The organism is Bacillus sp. Y3 (genome assembly GCF_008123875.1).
GTDB classification, from domain to species: domain Bacteria; phylum Bacillota; class Bacilli; order Bacillales; family Bacillaceae; genus Bacillus; species Bacillus altitudinis.
In genome coordinates, this window is record NZ_VSSC01000004.1 from 129,304 (window position 1) to 144,654 (window position 15,351).

The following is a 15,351-nucleotide window of genomic DNA, read 5'->3' on the forward strand; positions in this document are numbered from 1 at the left end:
TTTACTTAAGAGCGCACGAGCTCTTTTGCTGCTTCAATAATATCTGGCACTTGTGGAATGACTGCTTTTTCCAGCGTTGGGTTGTACGGTATTGGGACGGCAAGACCGCCAAGTCGTTTAATAGGTGCATCTAAATAGTCGAAGGCTTCACTCTCCGCTATCATACTCGCAATCTCTCCGCCGTAGCCGCCGCGTTTCACTGCCTCATGCACAACGATACATTTGCCTGTTTTTTTCACAGATTCAATAATGGTTTCTTCATCTAATGGGACGAGCGTTCTCGGATCAATGATCTCGACATCGATTCCTTCCGCTTCTAGTTCCTTCGCTGCTTCGAGCGCTTTGTGCACCATAATGGCTGTTGCGACAATTGTGACGTCCTTTCCGCTTCTCTTCACATCCGCTTTCCCTAAAGGAATCGAATACTGCTCTTCTGGTACTTCACCAATTGTTTTATATAAAAGCTTGTGTTCATAGAAAATGACAGGGTTGTCATCATCCATTGCTGCTTTTAAAAGTCCTTTTGCATCATAAGCTGTTGAAGGCTGAACCACCTTTAGTCCAGGAATATGAGCCATCCACGCTTCTAAGCTTTGGGAGTGCTGCGCTGCGGCACCTGTCCCGGAACCTGCTGGTGTTCTGACAACAAGCGGCACCTTTCCTTTTCCGCCAAACATGTAACGTGTTTTCGCTGCTTGGTTTACAAGCTGATCCATTGCAATTGTAATAAAGTCAGAGAATTGTAGTTCTAAAATCGGACGCATCCCTGTCAAAGCCGCTCCGACTGCGCCTCCTGCGATGGCAGCCTCTGAAATCGGCGTATTGCGGACGCGTTCTGGACCGAATTCCTCGATCATCCCGCGCGTGACACCAAATGCGCCACCGTATACGCCGATATCTTCACCTAAAATGAAGACATCTTGATTTTTTCTCATTTCCTGACTCATTGCTTCTCGAACGGCTTCTAAATATGAAATCTCTCTCACTGTCGTGTTTGTCACGTGATTCCCCTCCTAATTAGGCGTATACATCCTCTAATAGTGTGTCAATTGATGGTTCTTTACTATTTTTCGCAAATTCAACAGATGCCTCGATCTCTTGCTTCGCTTCTTCTTGTAAACGAGCAGCCTGTTCTTCTGTCAGAACATCTAGCTCCATTAAGAGTGACTTAAAGCGTTTAATTCCGTCTTTTTGTCTCCATTCTGTCTCTTCTTCACGTGTACGGTATTTTTTCGCATCACTCTTTGAGTGACCCTTCCAGCGATACGTTTTCATTTCAATGAGTGATGGCCCTTCTCCAGCTCTTGCACGGCTTACCGCTTCATCTACTGTATTCATGATCTCAACCATGTCATTTCCATCAACTGTTTTCCCTGGCATTCCGTAGCTTTCTGCTCTCGTTGAGATGTCTTCAATGTTGATCATTTCTTTCACAGGACCAGACATGCCGTATTGGTTGTTTTCACAAATAAACACAACAGGTAAATCCCAAATGGAAGCAAGATTCAGCGCCTCATGGAAGCTACCTTCATTTGTGGCACCGTCTCCGAAGAAACAAAGGACCACAAAGCCTTCCTTTTTCATCTTGGACGTGAGCGCCGCACCTGTTGCAAGCGGAATACCGCCGCCAACAATTCCATTTGCCCCAAGGTTTCCTTTTTCTAAATCGGCAATATGCATGGAACCGCCTTTTCCTTTGCAGTAACCTGTTTCACGTCCGAATAGTTCAGCCATCATTTTATTGACCTCTGCACCTTTTGCAATACAGTGACCATGTCCGCGGTGTGTACTGACAATCTTATCTTCATCCTTTAACACAGCAATAGATCCAACAGCCGATGCTTCCTGTCCAACACATAAATGGGTCGTTCCATGGATTAATCCTTTAGCAAAGAATTGATCGACCTTTTCATCAAAATATCTTACTAACCACATTTGTTTATATAAATCTGCTAATTTCTCATGACTAATCTGTTCAGGCAAAGTGATTTGTTTTTGCATTTCTTCTCTCCCCTTTACATTTGTTCTTATATGTTACATTTGTAATTATCATACGTTTAACTCTCATTGAAGTCAAGCATTTCCGTTTATTTTTTAAGCGTTTTCATCTTTTTTCAGAAAAAAAGAGAAAGGCAAAGCCCTTTTCCAAAGACCTTCTCTTTCTCTCCATCTCGTACATTCTCATTCATCTGGATACATCATGATTTTGACGCTTTCACCTTCTGGATGCCTAGCGCATTCTATCGCCTGACGAAGCTGACTTAATGGATATCGATGCGTCACCATTTTTTCTGTATGAACGACCTTTGCTTTTAAGAGCTCCAGCGCTTCACGATAATGGTATGGATGCGACGAATAAGCTCCGACTACTTTCACTTCATCATGGAAAAAACGTTCTGCTGGAATGGAGACATCCCCTTTCGGAAAGTGAGCAAAGACCAAAATCGTTCCGCCTCTTGCAACAGCTTGAAATGCTTCTTTTAAAAGCGCACTGCTCCCCACAGAAATAATGACAAGGTCCGCTCCCTTTCCATCTGTTTCTTTCATGACGCGGTTTTCTACTGGCTCAGATGCTGGATGAAAGGCGACGTCCGCCCCAAGATTTCTTGCTTGAAGGAGCCTGTTCTCATTTACGTCTGTGATCAACACTTTTCCAGCCAAATAATATTTGGCAAGCTGTAATTGAATGCAGCCAATTTGCCCCGCTCCAAGAATCAAGACAGAATCTCCAGGATGAACGGGCGCCCTTTCAAAGCCGTGAAGACAGCAGGCAACCGGTTCAACCATCGCTCCTTGTTCATATGAGACGCCATGTGGGAGCTTGCCCATTGTATGCTTAACATGTAAAGCAGGAACACGAATATATTCCGAAAAACCGCCCGGCTCTACATTTGTGGCTGCAAATTGCGGGCACATTGTATAAAATCCTCTTTGACAAAAGTCACAAGTAAAGCAAGGGACATGATGCGCTACATACACCCTGTCTCCCGTTTGAACATGTGTGACGTGACGGCCTGTTTCGATAATGTCACCAGCGATTTCATGCCCTAGCACTGTGCCAGGAGGTACCGTCTCATGTGTCGCTTTATAAATATCCGTCCCGCATAAGCCGCAGGCACGCATTTTTAATAATACTTCATCATCACCAATGGCTGGCCGCTTCCGCTCCTCGTAACGAATGTCCTCTGAAGAATAAAAGACAGCTGATTTCATTTAGCCGCATCCTCCTTTTCATCACATGTCGCAAGACTCTGCAAGGATTGAACGAGCTGCTTGTACTCACTCATCTCACTTGAAATCCAGTAGCGTCCGCCAAATATTCGCGCAGGTCCCACTCTGACATATACTTTCCCGATATGAGGATATGGTTTTAAAAACAATGTTCCTTTAATATCGGACACGGCATATGTGTGCCACCTACCAAAAGCACCTATTTTCAGCTCATCTTCACTAATCATGATATTCGTTGGCTGATTCAGGCCTGTGATGCTAGAAAGCATAAGGATAGGCAGCGTATAGACACCTAACACAGCTAATGGCTCAGGTCCTGCCGACATCAACGTATAAAGAGACCAGAGAAAAAACACACATATTAACAAGGCCGGAAGGAAAATAGAAAACATGGCAGACGTTCGGCTATAAGCATGCTGCTGCATGAGAGCTCCTCCTTTCAAATGACATGGAAGGAGCTTTCGCAGCTCCTCCACGCAATCATCGTTCACTTAATATGATCGATAATTTTTTCAATATCTTCTTCAATACCAAATCCCGTTAAAAAAGATAACGTTTGAATCACAGGTGTTCCTTTTGTATCACTAACAGGCGTTGTCGTCACAATTAAATCAGCACCCTCCGCTTTCTGCGGAACCTCAGATGCCTTACATTGTTCAACGATGACATCGTATCCTTTTTCCTTTAATGTCTCTTCTACCTTTTTTGCCACAACCGTTGACGTCGCAACTGCCGTTCCGCAAGATACTAATATTTTTTTTGCCATGAGAATCCCTCCAGCTCATTTATTGATCTTTCTGATCTAAGCCCATTTCTTTTGCATACTGCTTTTTAATATCATTTCGCACCCAGTACCAAAGAAGCGCATATGCCAGTGCACAGACAATCGCTGCAATGAAGTAAGGATTGCTCGGATCAAGAAGTCTCACCATGATCCAAGGAATGACGTGAGAACCGAGATCAATACCAGAAATCATATTTGCCCCTTCTGGGAAATCGAAACCAACTGCTTTCCCCATTGTTGTGGCGAGTGGTGCAAGGTTCGTTGCAATGAAGAAAACAATCATTAAAGTAAAAATACTGTTAATGAGGCCGCGAATAATATTTCCACGAGCGGCTGCTACTGCCCATACCACTGTAAATGGCAGAACCGATAAGTCTGCAAACGGCAGCATACCATTGTAAGGAAGGACAACAGCGAGCAAAATGGTGATTGGCACCATCAAAAGGGCTACAGCCATATTCGCTGGATGACCAATGACAATCGCTGTATCCAAACCAATATACACATTTTTTCCAGGGAAACGCTTTTGAATATAAGAACGAGCACCCTCAGAGATTGGAATAAGTCCTTCCATTAATAAAGCAACCATTCTTGGCATTAACACAAGCACTGCAGCCATTTGAATTCCAAGGGTCATGACACCTTTTGCATCATAGCCACCAAGAAGACCAATAATGATACCAAGTATAAGACCCATCACAAGCGGTTCACCAAAGATGCCAAAACGTTTTTTCAAAGTTTCTGGATCCGCATGAATTTTGTTTAAACCAGGGATTTTATCAATCACTCGGTTTGACGCATACATCAGCGGAGCGAAGTTGACCGTTTCAGCATGAGCCATCGATACGCCTTTTAATCCGAAATGGTGTTCGATCGTCGGTGCCGTCCAATCGGCTAGTTTTAGTGTAATCGCAGAAACGATTAAACCAACGGCAAGGGCTAAGAACATATTATGATAAGCGTAGTAAGTAACAGAAGCAGCGAAAATCAAATGCCAGAAATTCCAAATATCCACATTCAATGTTTTCGTAAAGTTAACAGACAGCAAAATGACATTTAACAAGAGCACAAGAGGAATCATCAAAGGGGCAACAGGTGTACCAAATGAAATGGCGGCTCCAATCGGCCAGCCGACATCTAAAATATCAAGCTTTAATCCAAGAGAATTGACCATGGCTTTGGCTGCTGGTCCAAGACCGCTTACGAGTAAATTAATGACAAGATTGACCCCGACAAATCCAATTCCGATCGTAATACCTGCACGGAAGGATTTTTTAAATCCTTGCCTTAAAATCATACCGAATAACGTCATAATAATTGGGAGCATAATTGTTGGCCCTAAGTCTAAGATGAAATCGACGGCTTGCTTGATCATACATCCACCTCCTGATTTTAAATAAAGCGCTTACATTATGTCATGAATAGCTATTGGTTTAATTCTTTTTGAAGTACATCAACAGCTTCTTCATACGATGTCATGTGAGATAAACTTGTCATCACTTCTTCTTTTCTGAAAAGCGTCATCAGTTTCTCTAACATCACGAGCTGCTTACTAGGTTCAGAGATTGCCAGAACGAACACAATTTTGGCTTGAACTGTCTCATGAGGGCTTCCCATCTTATGAAAAATAACAGGTTCCTTTAATGTCGCTACACTGATCGCCGGTTTGTTTACATGTTCAGGATCTGTATGGGGAATGGCTACCCCAAAGGTCGCAAGAGGAAGACCGGTCGGATATGTTTTTTCTCTTTCAAGCACTGCTGGTAAAAAGCTCGATTTAATATAACCTCCAGTTTCTAACCTTTCTGCTAAATAGGCAGTCACCTCCTCACTTGAAGATGCTTCGTATTGCAGCTCAATCAGCTGTTGATCTAACTCAAACAAACTGTTCAAACAACCACCCCTTTCATTTGGTATAAATATGAACACATGTAACAAAAAGAATGAACATTTTAAAATAGAACCTTTTTTAAAGCGCTTACAAATGGATGTTTTATAAAATGTTCAATACTGTTACCTTTGTAAAGATATTATAATATTCGAAATTATAAGTCAATGTTCCTAGGAAAATTTTTATAAAAAAAGATGCAGCTTTTTGCCGCATCTCTTTCATTACATCACATCAACTTCTTGTTAAATATGGCTTCCTATATCTAAAAATTCAGCTACAAAAAGGTTGTCTGTCTGCTCTGCCATTTCTTTTTTTGTGCCGATTTTTTCGATTCTGCCCTCATTCATCACCACAACACGATCAGCGATATCAAACGCTTCTTCTTGATCATGCGTCACAAAGATGGTCGTCATTTGAAATTCTTGATGAACTTTTTTCAGCCAATGTCTTAAGTCTTTTCTCACCTTTGAATCTAGTGCACCAAAAGGTTCATCTAAGAGAAGAGCTTTCGGTTTAACGGCTAGAGCACGTGCAAGTGCTACACGTTGCTTTTGTCCACCTGACAGCTGCTCTGGATAACGGTGTGCATACTGCGTTAATTGAACGACTTTCAGCAGCTCATGCACCCGCTCTTTGATGTCTTTTTTAGGCAGCCTTTCACCTCTAGGTTTCATCTTCAATCCAAAAGCCACATTATCAAATACCGTCATATTTCGAAAAAGTGCATATTGCTGAAAGACAAAACCAATTTGCCGTTTTCGCACTGGGATGTGAGTATAATCCTGTTCTCCAAATAAGATCTGTCCTGCATTCGCATCATCAAGCCCTGCAATAATTCTTAATAAAGTCGTCTTACCTGATCCTGATGGTCCTAGTAAGGATATTAATTCCCCATTTCCGATCGTCAAATCCACGTTTTGCAAAACCTTCGTCTGCCCAAATTGCTTTGATATTTGTTTCGCTGTAATCCCCAAGGCTGATCCCTCCATTCATTTTGAACGCTTGCCAAGCCTGTGATCTCTCTGCTGAATGATCTGCTTGATGATTAATGTAATGACCGCTACAAACGCCATGAGAGAGGCCACAGCAAAAGCCGCTTGGAATTGATACTCGTTGTATAGAATTTCTATATGAAGCGGCATCGTATTCGTCATTCCGCGGATATGACCAGATACAACCGACACTGCACCAAATTCACCAATTGCCCTAGCCCCCGCTAAAATGGCGCCGTAAAAAAGGGCCCATTTTATATTTGGAAGTGTCACAAGGAAAAAGGTCTTCCACCCACTGGCACCAAGCGTAAGCGATGCTTCTTCCTCATGAATGCCTTCATTTTGCATAAACGGAATTAACTCTCTCGCAACAAAAGGAAATGTCACAAAGATGGTCGCAAGAATCATCCCCGGTACAGAGTAAATCACTTTCCATCCATTTGCTAAAAGCCACGGTCCTAAAAGTCCATTTGAACCAAATAAAAGTACAAATACAAGTCCTGCAATGACAGGTGACACCGCAAACGGAAGATCAATGACAGTCGTTAACAAACGTTTTCCCGGGAAATGAAATTTTGTGATGAGCCAAGCAGCACTGATCCCAAAAATCATTTGAAGCGGCAATGTGATCATCACAATGAAAACAGTCAATTTAATTGCCGCAAGCGTGTCTGGATGTGAGATGGCAAGAAGATAAGAACTCCATCCTTTCTCAAAAGCCTTTGAAAACACAGCAATCAACGGCATGAGTAAAAACAAAATCAAAAAAGCATACACCACACTAATCAACATACTCTTCACCGCTTTTGATTCCGTCACAGGACTCCTGTACTTGATGCGGTGCTCTTTAAGAAGCTCCCTTTCCAATCGTCTCACCTCACTTCCACTTGTTTTTTCCGCTCGACAAACCACTGCAATCCGTGAATCAATAACAAAATGACAAATGATAAGAGCAGCATGAAACAGGCAATGGCTGCGGCACCTTGATAATCATACTGCTCAAGCTTAGACATGATCATCAGTGGTGTAATCTCTGTTTTAAACGGAATATTTCCCGCTATAAACACAACGGAGCCATATTCACCGAGTGCTCTTGCAAATGCAAGAGAAAATCCAGTCAGCACCGCTGGAAACAAGGCAGGCAGCAGTACATGAAAAAAGGTCTGTTTTCTTGTAGCACCAAGTATGGTTGCGGCCTCTTCCACTTCCTGCTCAAGCCCCTCAATGACCGGTTGAACCGTTCTTATGACAAATGGAATGCCAATAAAAATCAGTGCCAAAATAATACCGAGCGGGGTGTAAGCCACCTTCACATGCAAAAATTGCCCAATCCACCCATTCGGAGAATATAGAGTCGTCAAAGCGATGCCAGCCACTGCCGTTGGAAGAGCAAACGGCAAATCGATGAGGGCATCCAGGATGTTCTTTCCTGGAAACGAGTACCGCGTGAGAACCCATGCGATCAGTACACCGAAACCTGCATTGATGAGTGCAGCTGCAAAAGAAGTCGTAACCGTAAGCTGCAGCGACTTTAGCACCCGCGCATCACTAAAGACATTCCAAATTCCTTCTGCTCCTAATGAAGCCGTCCAAATAAATACCATAGATAAAGGAATCACGACAATCGCACTGACATAAACAAGTGTCACTCCGAGACTCAGCCCGAATCCAGGCAATACACGTTTTCTTTTATTGGCGGCAGTATAGCCTTTCTTCATCACGTCGCCCCCTATTTTTGTCCGCTATATATTTGATCAAATAATCCGCCATCATCAAAAAATCTTTTCTGCGCCTTTCGCCATCCGCCAAATGCCTGATCAATGGTCACCATATCAATCTCTTTAAATTGATCTTTATATTTGTTTAGCACTTCTTGATTTCTTGGTCGATAATAGTTTTTCGCCGCAATTTCCTGTCCTTTTTTAGAATACAAATAATCTAAATAAGCCTTTGCCACTTTCTCTGTTCCTTTTCGTTTCACATTTTGGTCGACAACGGCAACGGGCGGCTCTGCTAGAATACTAATGGAGGGACTGACAATCTCAAATTTGTCTTTGCCTAATTCATGCAGTGTCAAATAGGCTTCATTTTCCCAAGCAATTAACACGTCACCAAGACCGCGCTCGACAAAAGTTGTTGTGGCGCCGCGAGCACCTGAATCGAGCACCTCGACATGCTCATATAACTTTTTCACAAAATCCTTCGTTTTTTCTTCATCCCCATGAAAGGTTTTATCGGCATATGCCCATGCGGCTAAATAATTCCATCTTGCACCGCCTGACGTTTTTGGATTAGGTGTGATGATGGATACACCTGGCTGAATCAAGTCATCCCAGTCTTTAATTTTTTTGGGGTTCCCTTTCTTCACAAGAAACACAATCGTAGACGTATAAGGTGTGGACTGATTCGGAAATTCTTTTTGCCAATCCTTTGAAAGTAGCCCTCGATCTGCAATGGCATCAATGTCGTACCCAAGAGCAAGTGTAGCCACGTCTGCTTCGAGTCCATCAATAATCGATCTCCCCTGCTTACCTGACCCTCCATGAGACTGCTGTATCGTCACATCTTCACCGGTTTTGTCTTTCCAATAAGTCTGAAAGGCTTGATTGTATTCCTGATACAATTCACGTGTAGGATCGTATGACACATTCAACAGCTCAATCTTTCCCTTTTGCTTTGAGGCTTCATTCGCATTTGAGCATGCAGCACTTGTGATGATGAAAAGTGTCATCGCAATAGACATCCATATCATTTTTTTCATGTTATCCGCTCCCTTTCACATTGAATAGTGACACCAACCTTGCCGTTTTCAGTTCTATACGCAAAAAAGGCCCTCAGCGATTGAAGTACAAAAAAGTCCTGTACGTCAATGCCAAGAGCCTTCGGTTGTCCGATCAGCTATGTATGATTGATGTTAGTCTATATATTATTCAAACTATTCACAGGTGTCAACTTTGTTTTTATTTTAATGAAAACACAAAAGAAACGCCGTCTTGATGAGGCGCTCCTTTTCCCGGGAAATGCTATTGATCTGCAGCTACCTTTAGATTGACACCAACAGCAGTTCCATTTCTCGTTGAATCAGCTACTCCAGTGAATGTCCCTGCTTTTCGATCAATCAGTAAAGCTTGCACATTCCCTATATCAATAGGGGAACTGCCAAACTGGTGACCCATATCATTTAACTTTGTTCTTACATCTAGAGGGACACCTACTTCATAACGATACGAAGTTAAGCTGTTTGTGTAGATTCTTGGCTCTTCTACCGCATCCTGAAGCTCCATGTCATATTCAAGTAAATTGAGAATCGTCTGTGAAACAGAAGCAATGATCGTCGTTCCACCAGGAGATCCAACAGTCATGACAGGCTCTCCATCTTTAAAAATGATCGTCGGGGTCATACTTGATAATGGACGTTTATTTGGCTGGACTTCATTTGCACCGCCAGGTCGTGCATCAAAATCAGTTAGTTCATTATTTAAGAAAAATCCATACTCTGGAACAAGAATCCCTGTACCAAATAATTGTTCAATGGTTGTTGTAAATGACACAACATTTCCCCACTGATCTGCAACAGTGAAATGGGTCGTCTCACCGATGGTTTTATCTTCTGGCTGAGGAACAATTGGGGATGGATTTTTCTCATCCTCATATGCCCAAGGATCTCCTTCTTTCGGGCTGCGATTCATTTGATCTAATTGAATGAGAGAGGCTCTTTCTGAAATGTAATCATCGTCTAGTAGTCCTTTTAGTGGAACATCTACGAATTCGGGGTCGCCGGCATATGCGGCTCTGTCAGCATAGGAGAGGTGCATTGTTTCAGCAAGCAGCTGATATTTTTCGAATGATTTGGGGTCATACTGAGACAGGTTAAAATGGTCAAGTATTTTGAGAATTTGTAGCATAAACACCCCGCCTGAGCTTGGTGGAGGCATGCTTGCAAGCTGATATCCTTTATAGTCTCCCCAGATTGGCTTGTCAGTCTTGACTTCATAACGTTTGATATCTTTTGAAGTCATCGTCCCGCCAAAATCTTGAACTGTATTTGCAAGTGCCTTTGCTACTTTCCCTTCATAAAACGCTTTGCTTCCTTTTTTCGCAATGAGTTTAAATGTTTTTGCAAGACCTGGCTGGACAAGCAGATCTCCTTCTTCGAGCGGCTGATCATTCGGAAGAAAAATTGGCGCTGCGGCCGTTTTTTTCAATTTTCCTTGATGATCATCAATCGCTTTTGCCAAGACAGAATCAATTTTAAAACCATCTTCTGCAAGTTGAATGGAGGGCTCAATCAATTCCTTCATAGAACGAGTACCCCACTTATCTAATGCAGCTTCAAGACCTTTTACAGTCCCTGGAACACCTACCGCATTTCCATGTGTAGATCGCTCAGCAAACGGAATCACTTTTCCATCATCTGTTAAAAACATGTCAGGTGTTGCGCCCTGTGGTGCTCGCTCTCTGCTATTGATGATGGAAGTTTCCTTTGTTTTCCCATCATAAACCATCATAAATCCGCCACCGCCAATTCCTGACATCATTGGCTCTGTTACGTTAAGTGCGTACTGAATGGCAACAGCAGCATCCACTGCGTTCCCACCTTTTTTCAATACGTCAGCACCAATCTCCGATGCAAGCGGATGTGCAGTAGCCACCATACCATCTTTACCAACAGCTACTTTATTCCCATGAGTTTCGTTTGCAGTGACTTGGCTGACCGGCAGGAAAAACGAGAAAACAAACAGACATATGGACAAAACAGTTAGAGAAATGCGTTTCATGAACAACACCCCTTCCATATTCTTACTTTGACCTTACCGACTTCTTGACCAGAATACAATAGATTATTCTAAAATTTCAAAATTTTTCATTCTATCATCCTATATCTGCCAAACAAAACGCATGTTTTCAAAACATATGACATGCACAGTTCGTAGTAATAAAGACATACAATTTCCAAGTTTGAAACTTCACGATATAATAAACTCATAACAAAGGGGGAAAAAGGATGAACCACAAAAGCACTTTATTTTGGGAATCTTATTGGGAAGAAAAATCAGGAAAAACTCCTGATCACGCCTCTGTTTCTGCTTGGGCATTTGGCGCAGATCCAGATCACTTGCTTGACCTTGTACAACAAGGAAAAAAAACAGCCACTTGTTCTGGATACCTTTTTTACGAAAAAGAACAAGAGCCTCTTCCAAAACCCGGTCAATATGCGGTCATTTTGGACAGCCAGGAGGAACCAAAAGCCATCATAGAGATCACACAAGTAGATATCACGCCAATGAATGAGGTTCCTGAATCATTTGCAAAAGCAGAAGGTGAAGGCGATCTTTCATATGACTATTGGTACAAAGAACATGAAGAATTTTTCACAGAAGCCCTTAAGCCGTACGGATTAACATTTAAGGAAGATATGCTTCTTGTTTGTGAGCGGTTTAAGCTTGTTTATTCAGCTTCTTAACGTTTAAGCGGTGCCAAAAATGGTCCGCTTTTTTGCTTTCTTTTCCCCTTTCTGAAAAAGGTGAGTTGAGATCACATCTTTAGGTCAGAATAAGATCAAATAGAAAAAGTGAAGAAATTTTCGACTACACCTGTTTTTTTTCGACAAAAGAATATATAATTATTTGATGTGTGCATTGTCTCATTTATACAATGGAGGGTTTTTACATGTTAAAAAGGAAAAAAGACAAGTTTTCCGTCTTGTTAACGGAAATTGCTAAAAATTTAGATGAAACTGCTGAGTATTTTGTTAGCTATAAAGTAACAAATCAAACCACTCTGAAAGAATTTTCTGACACATTGAAGGAATATGAGACAAAAGGTGATAATCATGTTCATACCATGATTAAAGAGCTGAATAAAGCCTTTATTACACCGATTGAACGTGAAGACATTCTTCAATTGACGAATAGCCTCGACGATGTTTTAGACGGCATTGAGCATTTTTCAGCAACTTTAGAAATTTATTCAATTACAAGCTCTGACGAACATATCGACAAATTCAGCCACTACATCAGAGAATGTGCGAAAGAAATTTTAACGACTATTGAATTACTGGCTGATAATCGCTTGAAAGATATTCATCCGCACGCAATCAAAATTAAAGAGATTGAGCATAATTGTGACAATCTTCACCGCAAATCACTAAAGAACTTGTTTGGAAAAGAAACAGATCCAATTAAGGTCATTCAATACAAAGAAATTTACGAAACACTTGAAGAAATCGCAGATTCCTGTCAAAGTGTTGCCAACAATCTAGAAACAATCATTATGAAGAATGCGTAACGGGGTTAGTTAAACATGGATACATTACTCATCCTTACCATACTTATTGTCATTTGTGCACTTGCTTTTGATTTCATTAACGGATTCCACGATACAGCAAATGCCATTGCTACTTCAGTTTCAACAAAGGCGTTAAAGCCAAGACATGCTATTATTATGGCAGCGTTTATGAACTTCTTAGGAGCAATGACATTTACAGGTGTGGCAAAGTCCATTACAAAAGACATCGCAGATCCTTTTACACTTCAAAACGGATCTGTCGTCATTTTGGCTGCTTTAATTGCAGCGATTACTTGGAACTTGCTTACTTGGTATTACGGGATTCCGAGTAGTTCTTCACATGCACTGATCGGATCAATTGCAGGAGCTGTTATTGCCTCTGCTGGTTTTGGCGCTTTAAACTATTCGGGATTCATTAAAATCATTCAAGCACTTTTGCTCTCACCTATCCTGGCTTTTGTTTTGGGATATATCGTGTATACCATTATCAAAATTATATTCCGAAACAATAATCTCGCAAAAACAAATAAACAATTCCGACGTGTTCAAATTTTAACGGCTGCACTGCAATCGTATACCCACGGAACAAACGATGCGCAAAAAGCGATGGGAATTATTACGATGGCTTTAATTGCAGGTAATTTGCATACAACAGACGACATTCCTTTCTGGGTACAATTCTCTTGTGCGCTTGCAATGGGACTTGGTACGTCTATTGGCGGCTGGAAGATTATTAAAACAGTCGGCGGTAAAATCATGAAGATTCGTCCAGTAAACGGAGTATCTGCAGACTTAACGGGTGCAGCTATTATCTTCGGTGCAACATTTATTCACTTACCGGTTAGTACCACTCACGTGATCTCATCTTCTATTCTAGGTGTAGGTTCTGCACATAGAGTAAAAGGGGTCAACTGGGGTACGGCAAAACGTATGCTTGTCACTTGGGTGATCACATTACCGATTTCGGGAACTCTAGGGGCACTTATATACTTTGTGTTAAATGCGATTCTTTAATATCAAAGACCTGTCTAACAGGTCTTTTTTTATTTGTTTGCATCCTCTTTTTCTGCAAGCCATTTTTTCATGAAGCAGGGTTTCCAATCATATCCATAGAAATAAATAAGTATCCATCTGTCTATGGGAGAGAAGAACATGCTATTATTTTTTCAATTGACTGTTTGGTTATTGCTAGGTGCTCTTGCTGTATATGTATTTGCGGTATGGCGCTTTGAACAAAAAGTAAAAGAAAAGATGTTTGCGATTCGTAAAACGTGGTATTGGATTTATGTAGCGGGTGCTGTTGTATACTGGACAAATGACCCTGCTTCAATCTTCACCGATTGGATGCACTACCTGATTATTGCTGTTTTTTTCGCATTAACTGATGCCTTTATTTTCCTCAGCTCCTATATTAAAAAACTTGGAAATCATGAACTTGAAACCGACACCCATCAACTCCTAGAACAAAATAACGACCTGCTTCATTCTTACCTCAATAAACTAAAAACGTACCAATACCTATTGAAAAATGAACCGATCCATGTATATTATGGAAGTATAGAAGCATATATAGAGGGAATTGAACGACTGATCTATTCTTTTGCAGAAAAAATGAATATTCAAGCAGTTCTTTGTCCTTATGATACGCAGGAGCAAAAAGATGACCTGCTGCGGACACTTGATCAGAGAGCACTTATTCAAGCAAAGCTTGACAGGCAGGAAGTGTATTACGATGATTTCGGCAAATTGGTTCTCATCCCGTTTTCAGTAGCGGATGCACACTTTGTGATTAAGCTGACCTCTGAGGATATTGTCACTGAATTCGACTATTTATTAATGACTTCACTTACAACGATTTATGACCTAATCTTGCCTGACGAAGAGGAAGGTGATGAAGATGGAACACGCACTTCAAGGGGATAATAACAATCGCAAGAAAAACCCATTTAAGATTTTAAAGAAAAAGCGCCATATTAGTATGGCTGATTACAAAGTAAGTCCCCATACGGAGCGTATTTTCAAAAAGAATGAACAGCTCCTAGATGAGTATAAAAATAAAAAAGCTTGATTACACTAAAGGACGCGGAACTTTATCCGCGTCCTACTTCCGTTTTCACATCTACTTGCATACAATAAAACCAACTGCTGCAACGATTGAGGTGCCA

17 protein-coding genes are annotated in these 15,351 nt (G+C 41.5%); 5 read left to right on the forward strand and 12 right to left on the reverse strand.

Features of this window, described 5'->3' with window-relative positions; translation table 11 throughout:
• Positions 1 to 5 precede the first annotated feature (5 nt).
• The 12 genes from FXF70_RS10315 to ggt form a co-directional block, all read right to left on the reverse strand.
• Positions 6 to 986 carry an alpha-ketoacid dehydrogenase subunit beta gene (locus tag FXF70_RS10315; protein WP_026050078.1) on the reverse strand — a complete coding sequence of 327 codons (981 nt, stop codon included), beginning with the start codon at positions 984 to 986 and terminating at the stop codon, positions 6 to 8.
• 31 nt (positions 987 to 1,017) lie between these two features.
• The gene (pdhA, locus tag FXF70_RS10320) at positions 1,018 to 2,001 is read right to left on the reverse strand and encodes a pyruvate dehydrogenase (acetyl-transferring) E1 component subunit alpha (protein ID WP_008346257.1); all 984 of its coding nucleotides are present in this window, start codon (positions 1,999 to 2,001) and stop codon (positions 1,018 to 1,020) included.
• Positions 2,002 to 2,181: 180 nt separating this feature from the next.
• The gene (locus tag FXF70_RS10325; protein WP_045034933.1) at positions 2,182 to 3,213 is read right to left on the reverse strand and encodes an alcohol dehydrogenase catalytic domain-containing protein; all 1,032 of its coding nucleotides are present in this window, start codon (positions 3,211 to 3,213) and stop codon (positions 2,182 to 2,184) included.
• Positions 3,210 to 3,656, reverse strand: coding sequence for a hypothetical protein (locus FXF70_RS10330; protein ID WP_017359148.1), 447 nt, complete (start codon positions 3,654 to 3,656; stop codon positions 3,210 to 3,212). The genes FXF70_RS10325 and FXF70_RS10330 overlap by 4 nt, the downstream gene beginning before the upstream one ends.
• A 62-nt stretch (positions 3,657 to 3,718) precedes the next feature.
• A complete protein-coding gene (locus FXF70_RS10335) occupies positions 3,719 to 3,997 on the reverse strand; it encodes a PTS sugar transporter subunit IIB (RefSeq protein ID WP_008346262.1) in 279 nt (92 codons plus the stop codon).
• A 19-nt stretch (positions 3,998 to 4,016) separates the two neighbouring features.
• On the reverse strand, positions 4,017 to 5,390 hold the full coding sequence (locus FXF70_RS10340) for a PTS galactitol transporter subunit IIC (protein ID WP_007498866.1): 1,374 nt from the start codon (positions 5,388 to 5,390) through the stop codon (positions 4,017 to 4,019).
• 50 nt (positions 5,391 to 5,440) lie between these two features.
• Positions 5,441 to 5,908, reverse strand: a complete 468-nt coding sequence (locus tag FXF70_RS10345; protein WP_008346265.1) for a PTS sugar transporter subunit IIA — start codon at positions 5,906 to 5,908, stop codon at positions 5,441 to 5,443.
• A gap of 240 nt (positions 5,909 to 6,148) precedes the next feature.
• Positions 6,149 to 6,880 carry a sulfate/molybdate ABC transporter ATP-binding protein gene (locus FXF70_RS10350; protein WP_170916879.1) on the reverse strand — a complete coding sequence of 244 codons (732 nt, stop codon included), beginning with the start codon at positions 6,878 to 6,880 and terminating at the stop codon, positions 6,149 to 6,151.
• Between the two features lie 15 nt (positions 6,881 to 6,895).
• On the reverse strand, positions 6,896 to 7,765 hold the full coding sequence (gene cysW, locus FXF70_RS10355; RefSeq protein WP_017359152.1) for a sulfate ABC transporter permease subunit CysW: 870 nt from the start codon (positions 7,763 to 7,765) through the stop codon (positions 6,896 to 6,898).
• 5 nt (positions 7,766 to 7,770) lie between these two features.
• The gene (gene cysT, locus FXF70_RS10360) at positions 7,771 to 8,616 is read right to left on the reverse strand and encodes a sulfate ABC transporter permease subunit CysT (RefSeq protein WP_148780205.1); all 846 of its coding nucleotides are present in this window, start codon (positions 8,614 to 8,616) and stop codon (positions 7,771 to 7,773) included.
• 11 nt (positions 8,617 to 8,627) lie between these two features.
• Positions 8,628 to 9,641, reverse strand: coding sequence for a sulfate ABC transporter substrate-binding protein (locus FXF70_RS10365; RefSeq protein WP_395947862.1), 1,014 nt, complete (start codon positions 9,639 to 9,641; stop codon positions 8,628 to 8,630).
• 280 nt (positions 9,642 to 9,921) lie between these two features.
• Positions 9,922 to 11,676 (reverse strand): gamma-glutamyltransferase, encoded by a 1,755-nt coding sequence (ggt, locus tag FXF70_RS10370; RefSeq protein ID WP_148780207.1) that lies wholly within the window; start codon positions 11,674 to 11,676, stop codon positions 9,922 to 9,924.
• A gap of 227 nt (positions 11,677 to 11,903) precedes the next feature.
• Here ggt and FXF70_RS10375 point away from each other — a divergent pair, with 227 nt between their 5' ends.
• The 5 genes from FXF70_RS10375 to FXF70_RS10395 all read left to right on the forward strand — a co-directional run bounded on the left by FXF70_RS10375 (position 11,904) and on the right by FXF70_RS10395 (position 15,254).
• Positions 11,904 to 12,362 carry an ASCH domain-containing protein gene (locus FXF70_RS10375; RefSeq protein ID WP_129548243.1) on the forward strand — a complete coding sequence of 153 codons (459 nt, stop codon included), beginning with the start codon at positions 11,904 to 11,906 and terminating at the stop codon, positions 12,360 to 12,362.
• Positions 12,363 to 12,568: 206 nt separating this feature from the next.
• Positions 12,569 to 13,186, forward strand: a complete 618-nt coding sequence (locus FXF70_RS10380) for a DUF47 domain-containing protein (RefSeq protein ID WP_017359157.1) — start codon at positions 12,569 to 12,571, stop codon at positions 13,184 to 13,186.
• 15 nt (positions 13,187 to 13,201) lie between these two features.
• The gene (locus tag FXF70_RS10385) at positions 13,202 to 14,200 is read left to right on the forward strand and encodes an inorganic phosphate transporter (RefSeq protein WP_017359158.1); all 999 of its coding nucleotides are present in this window, start codon (positions 13,202 to 13,204) and stop codon (positions 14,198 to 14,200) included.
• Positions 14,201 to 14,338: 138 nt separating this feature from the next.
• Entirely contained in the window at positions 14,339 to 15,109 is a 771-nt protein-coding gene (locus FXF70_RS10390; RefSeq protein ID WP_019743468.1) for a type II toxin-antitoxin system SpoIISA family toxin, read from the forward strand.
• Positions 15,078 to 15,254 carry a type II toxin-antitoxin system SpoIISB family antitoxin gene (locus FXF70_RS10395; RefSeq protein WP_008346289.1) on the forward strand — a complete coding sequence of 59 codons (177 nt, stop codon included), beginning with the start codon at positions 15,078 to 15,080 and terminating at the stop codon, positions 15,252 to 15,254. The genes FXF70_RS10390 and FXF70_RS10395 overlap by 32 nt, the downstream gene beginning before the upstream one ends.
• The last annotated feature ends 97 nt before the right edge of the window (positions 15,255 to 15,351 follow it).

Bases quoted from the DNA above. Each gene is read 5' to 3' on its own strand.
- FXF70_RS10385 (WP_017359158.1), top strand. From the start codon at position 13,202: ATGGATACATTACTCATCCTTACCATACTTATTGTCATTTGTGCACTT.
- ggt (WP_148780207.1), bottom strand. From the start codon at position 11,676: ATGAAACGCATTTCTCTAACTGTTTTGTCCATATGTCTGTTTGTTTTC.
- FXF70_RS10335 (WP_008346262.1), bottom strand. From the start codon at position 3,997: ATGGCAAAAAAAATATTAGTATCTTGCGGAACGGCAGTTGCGACGTCA.
- FXF70_RS10365 (WP_395947862.1), bottom strand. From the start codon at position 9,641: ATGTCTATTGCGATGACACTTTTCATCATCACAAGTGCTGCATGCTCA.
- pdhA (WP_008346257.1), bottom strand. From the start codon at position 2,001: ATGCAAAAACAAATCACTTTGCCTGAACAGATTAGTCATGAGAAATTA.
- FXF70_RS10340 (WP_007498866.1), bottom strand. From the start codon at position 5,390: ATGATCAAGCAAGCCGTCGATTTCATCTTAGACTTAGGGCCAACAATT.
- FXF70_RS10375 (WP_129548243.1), top strand. From the start codon at position 11,904: ATGAACCACAAAAGCACTTTATTTTGGGAATCTTATTGGGAAGAAAAA.
- FXF70_RS10390 (WP_019743468.1), top strand. From the start codon at position 14,339: ATGCTATTATTTTTTCAATTGACTGTTTGGTTATTGCTAGGTGCTCTT.
- FXF70_RS10330 (WP_017359148.1), bottom strand. From the start codon at position 3,656: ATGCAGCAGCATGCTTATAGCCGAACGTCTGCCATGTTTTCTATTTTC.
- FXF70_RS10395 (WP_008346289.1), top strand. From the start codon at position 15,078: ATGAAGATGGAACACGCACTTCAAGGGGATAATAACAATCGCAAGAAA.
- cysT (WP_148780205.1), bottom strand. From the start codon at position 8,616: ATGAAGAAAGGCTATACTGCCGCCAATAAAAGAAAACGTGTATTGCCT.
- FXF70_RS10380 (WP_017359157.1), top strand. From the start codon at position 12,569: ATGTTAAAAAGGAAAAAAGACAAGTTTTCCGTCTTGTTAACGGAAATT.
- FXF70_RS10325 (WP_045034933.1), bottom strand. From the start codon at position 3,213: ATGAAATCAGCTGTCTTTTATTCTTCAGAGGACATTCGTTACGAGGAG.